Raw genomic sequence first — 5006 nt, forward strand, 5'->3', positions numbered from 1 at the left:
ATTGGGGAGACGCGGATGACGAGACCGACGGCGACCGGCACCCTGACGTGCCCGGTCTGCGGTGCGCCGCACGACGCGGGCGCCAGCTTCTGCGAGGCGTGCGGCGCCGACCTGACGGGCCACGCCCCGGGGGCGCCGAGCGACGACACCCTCGTCGCCACAGCCACGCCGCAGACGGCGCCGGCCGGTGAGGAGTCACCGCTCGACACCGGGTGGACCGGTGTCGTGCCGAGCGAGACGGACGACCCTCCTGCCGAGCTGTGCCAGGCCTGCGGGCAGGGCCACATCGTCGACGGCTACTGCGACCACTGCGGCACCCCACCACCGGACCCGCGTGACCACTTCACCGACGCCCCGGCCGCGTGGCTCGCCGGCGTGTGCGACATCGGCCGTCGGCACAGCCGCAACGAGGACGCCCTGGCGCTCTTCGCCGACGAGACGGCTGGGCGCCGCGCCGCGATCGTCGTCTGCGACGGCGTCTCGATGGCCACCGACTCGCACATCGCCTCGCTCGCCGCGGCGCAGGCGGCTCGCGACGACCTGGCGCAGCCGCTCCCCCGCGGCGTCGGCACCCCGGACGCCTGGTCGGCCGCGGCCGGGCGAGCGCTGACGGCCGCGGTCCTGGCGGCCAACGAGGCGGTCAAGGCGGCGGTCACCGAGCAGGTCCCCAACCCACCGTCGTGCACCATTGCGGCCGCGGTCATCGAGGGGGACACGGTCGTCGCGGGCAACGTCGGTGACAGCCGGGTCTACTGGCTGCCCGACGACCCCAAGGAGCCGGCACTCCAGCTCGGCGATGACGACTCGTTCGCCGCCGAGCGGATCCGCAGCGGCGTCCCGCGTGAGGAGGCCGAGAACGGCCCCCAGGCGCACTCCATCACGCGGTGGCTCGGCTCTGACGCTCCCGAGGACCTGACCCCTCACCTGACCACCCTGCGGGTGTACACGCCCGGTTGGCTCCTCGTCTGCTCCGACGGCCTCTGGAACTACTGCTCCGAGGCGGAGGCGCTGCGCGACCTCCTCACGACGACGCGCACCGCGGCCGGCGACGAGCCGGCCGCCCTCGCCCAGGGGCTCGTCGACTTCGCCAACGAGCAGGGCGGACGCGACAACATCACGGTTGCCCTTGCGCGACTGGCTGGGCAAGGATCGACAGCATCGACGAGCGCCGCGGCGCCACAGGAAGGGGACCCGATCAATGGCTGACTTCACTGCTGAGGTGTTCCAGAACGAGTTCCTCCCGGCAGGTGGCACGGACGTGCACGGCATCGTGCGCATCACGAGCACCGGCGCGGCCACGGGCTCGGTCGCGACCGCACCGCAGGGCGACGGATCGGCCGCCGAGGTCATCCTGATCGACACCTCCGGCTCGATGGGCCGGCGCGGGGTCCAGGCCGCCGGCGTCGCCGCGACGGCGGCGCTCAAGGAGATCACCGACGGCACGCTCTTCGCCGTCGTGTCGGGCAACGGCACCGCGCAGATCGTCTATCCGACGTCGCGCCAGAGCGCCCTCGCCGTCATGTCCCCGCAGACCCGCGGTGAGGCGATCCGTGCGGTGGAGATGCTGCGGGCGAGCGGCGGCACCGCGATGGGCACGTGGCTCACCCTCGCGAGGCGGATCTTCGAGACGGTCCCGCACGTGACGAAGCGCCACGCGATCCTGCTCACCGACGGCGTCAACGAGGGCGAGACCGCCGCGTCCCTCCAGGCCGCGGTGCAGTCGTGCGTCGGCGTCTTCCAGTGCGACTGCCGCGGCGTCGGCGACCAGTGGCGCGTCGAGGAGGTGCGCAGCATCGCCTCCGCCCTGCTCGGCACCGTCGACATCATCCCGGCACCCGAGCAGATGGCGGCCGAGTTCGAGTCGATGATGCGGGCGTCGATGGCTCGCGGCGTCGCCTCTGCTGAGCTGCGGGTCTGGGTGCCCCAGGGGGCCGAGCTGCTCTTCGTCAAGCAGGTGTCCCCGACGCTCGAGGACCTCACCGCGCGTCGCACTCCGATCAACCCGCTCACCGGCGCCTACCCGACGGGTGCCTGGACCGACGAGTCCCGCGACTACCACGTCGCCGTCCGGCTGCCGGCCCGCACCATCGGCCAGGAGCAGCTGGCGGCCCGAGTGCAGATCACCGTCGGCGACACCGTCCTCGCGCAGGGCCTCGTCAAGGCGAAGTGGTCGAGCGACGACTCGCTCACGACGCGGATCGACCCGGCCGTCGCCGCCTACACCGGTCAGGCGGAGCTCGCCCAGGTCATCCAGGAGGGCCTCGCCGCGAAGGCCGCCGGCCAGGACGAGGTCGCCACCGCGAAGCTCGGCCGCGCGGTCCAGCTGGCCGACAAGACGGGCAACGACGAGATGACGACGCGCCTGAAGAAGGTGGTCGAGATCGACGACGCCGACACCGGCACCGTTCGGCTCAAGAAGTCCGCCTCTAAGATCGACGAGATGTCGCTCGACACCGCCTCGACGAAGACGACGCGGGTGCGCCGATGAGCGCCGTCTGCCCCAACGGCCACACCTCCGAGGCCGAGGACTACTGCGACGTCTGCGGCTCGCCGATCGACCCCTCCGCCGTGACCCCCGCCGGGGCGGGACAGTCCGCCAACGGCGCATCCACCGGTGCACGACAGTCCGCCAACGGCGCGCCTGCGGGTGCGGGACAGCCCGCCGAAGCGCAGGGTGAGGCCGCGAGCGGGACCGGGGTGAGCGGCATACCGGGTGGGCAGTCGTCCCTCGACCTCGGCGCCCCCGCACCCACCGAGCCGCCGCCGGCAGAGCCGGCGCCCACGGAGGCCAGCCGGCTCGAGTGCCCGAACTGCCACACCGAGAACCCCGAGGGCGCGCTCTTCTGCGAGGCGTGCGGCTACGACTTCACGACCGGCGCCATGCCCCGCGCGTCCGCCGCGGAGGCCGCGTCGTCGGCCCTCGCCGGCCCGGGTGAGGAGGAGCAGGGCGAGCCGTTCGAGTGGGTGGCGGAGGTCTGGGTGGACCCGGACTGGTACGCGACGCAGGAGGCGGAGGACCCGTGCCCGTCGCCGGGACTGCCGACGCTGATCCCGTTGCGGCACAAGAGCTTGCTGCTCGGTCGTGTCTCGTCGAGCCGCAACACGCACCCGGAGATCGACCTGTCGACCGACCCCGGGGTGAGTCGGCGGCACGCGCAGCTGACCACCGACGGCACGCGGTGGTTCGTCGAGGACCTCGACTCCTCGAACGGCACCTTCGTCGCTCCTGCCTCTGGGCCGCTGCCGGACCAGCCGATCCAGGTCGGCCCGAAGCGCGAGCTCGACGATGATGACCGGCTCTACGTCGGCGCGTGGACCCGCGTCGTCGTGCGCCGGGCGACGCCCGAGGAGATCGAGACCTTCGGCTGAGGGCACCCAGCCGTCGAGACCGGAGGCCCACGTGGACCCGAGCGACCCCATCCCGCCGACGACGGCGGCGACGCCCGACGCACCTGCGACGCCCCGCCGCTCGATCGACCTCAACGCCGACCTCGGCGAGTCGTTCGGCGCGTGGCGGCTCGGCGACGACTTGGCGATGCTCGACCTCGTCTCGAGCGCGAACGTCGCGTGCGGCTTCCACGCCGGCGACCCCCTGACGCTCCAACGCACGTGCGCGGCCGCGGCCGAACGCGGGGTCGTCATCGGGGCGCAGGTCGGCTACCGCGACCTCGCCGGCTTCGGACGGCGCTTCATCGACGTGGCTCCCGACGAGCTGACCGCGGACGTCCTTTACCAGCTGGGGGCCCTCGAGGCGATGTGTCGGGTCGCCGGCACGCGCGTCGCCTACGTCAAGCCGCACGGGGCGCTCTACAACGCCGTCGTGCACCACGAGGAGCAGGCCCGGGCGCTCGTCGCGGCCGTCGTCGCGTATGACGCCACCCTCCCCGTGCTCGGCCTGCCCGGTTCCGCTCTCCTGCGTCGTGCAGCCGAGGCCGGGCTGCGAGCCGTCAGCGAGGCGTTCGCCGACCGTGGCTACACCGGCGAAGGGACCCTCGTGCCCCGGCGGGAGCCCGGCGCGCTGCTGCACGACCCCGACCTCGTCGCGGCTCGGACGGCCCGGCTCGTGACCGATGGGCGGATCCGCGCGGTCGACGGCACATGGGTCGCGGTGGCCGCCGAGTCGATCTGCACGCATGGCGACTCGCCGGGAGCCGTCGCCATCGCCCGGGCGGTCCGCGCGGCCCTCGAGGGGGCAGGCGTGCGCATCGAGCCCTTCACCGGACGCGGCTGACATGTCCGCCGCGGTGGCGCCGGCGCTGAGGATCCTGCCCATGGGCGACGCGGCACTCCTCGTCGAGACGGGCGATCTGGCCACCGTGCTCGCCCTCGAACGCCACCTCACCCGTCTCGTGCGCCGCGGCGAGGGCCCGTGGGCCACGGTCGACGACCTCGTCCCCGCCGCGCGGACGCTCCTGCTCGTCGCCCGGCCGGACACCGACCTTGCCGGCCTCGCCGCCGCCGTGACCGCAGCCGGCCGAAACCTGGCCGAAGGCGACAGTGCGGAGGACGCGGGGAGCCCTCCCGACGCCGACTCTCCCCACGTCGAGATCGCCGTCCGTTACGACGGGCCGGACCTCGACGACGTCGCCCGCCTCACCGGCCTGGCTCCAAACGAGGTCGTCGCCGCCCACACCGGGACCCCGTGGCGGGTGGCCTTCGGCGGCTTCTCCCCCGGCTTCGCCTACCTCGTCGGCGGCGACCCACGCCTGATGGTGCCCCGTCGTGCCGAGCCGCGACCCCGCGTGCCCGCCGGCGCGGTCGGGCTCGCAGGCGAGTTCAGCGGGATCTACCCACGGGAGTCCCCAGGCGGCTGGCAGCTCATCGGCCGCACCGACGCGCCGCTGTGGGACCCCGACCGGGACCCACCGGCGCTGCTGTCCCCCGGCGCCCTCGTCCGGTTCGTCGCCGCGGCGGGCTGCTGATGGCCTGCCTCGAAGTCCTCGCCCCGGGGCCGCTCACCCTCGTCGAGGACGCCGGGCGGCGCGGCCACCTGGCGGTCGGGGTCG

The 5006-nt window shown here is 74.0% G+C and carries 5 protein-coding genes; all 5 read left to right on the top strand.

The window, feature by feature from the left end; translation table 11 throughout:
• The first annotated feature begins 15 nt into the window (after positions 1–15).
• The 5 genes from N864_RS19085 (at position 16) to N864_RS19105 (ending at position 4922) form a co-directional block, all read left to right on the top strand.
• Positions 16–1206 carry a PP2C family protein-serine/threonine phosphatase gene (locus N864_RS19085; RefSeq protein ID WP_051518812.1) on the top strand — a complete coding sequence of 397 codons (1191 nt, stop codon included), beginning with the start codon at positions 16–18 and terminating at the stop codon, positions 1204–1206.
• On the top strand, positions 1199–2488 hold the full coding sequence (locus tag N864_RS19090) for a VWA domain-containing protein (protein ID WP_034720972.1): 1290 nt from the start codon (positions 1199–1201) through the stop codon (positions 2486–2488). The genes N864_RS19085 and N864_RS19090 overlap by 8 nt, the downstream gene beginning before the upstream one ends.
• A complete protein-coding gene (locus tag N864_RS19095; RefSeq protein WP_034720974.1) occupies positions 2485–3369 on the top strand; it encodes an FHA domain-containing protein in 885 nt (294 codons plus the stop codon). Before N864_RS19090 ends, N864_RS19095 begins: the two co-directional genes overlap by 4 nt.
• Before the next feature lie 103 nt (positions 3370–3472).
• Positions 3473–4231, top strand: a complete 759-nt coding sequence (locus tag N864_RS19100; protein WP_034720978.1) for a LamB/YcsF family protein — start codon at positions 3473–3475, stop codon at positions 4229–4231.
• 1 nt (position 4232) lies between these two features.
• On the top strand, positions 4233–4922 hold the full coding sequence (locus tag N864_RS19105; RefSeq protein WP_034720976.1) for a 5-oxoprolinase subunit B family protein: 690 nt from the start codon (positions 4233–4235) through the stop codon (positions 4920–4922).
• Positions 4923–5006 lie beyond the last annotated feature (84 nt).

The sequence above is a fragment of the Intrasporangium chromatireducens Q5-1 genome (genome assembly GCF_000576575.1).
GTDB classification, from domain to species: domain Bacteria; phylum Actinomycetota; class Actinomycetes; order Actinomycetales; family Dermatophilaceae; genus Intrasporangium_A; species Intrasporangium_A chromatireducens.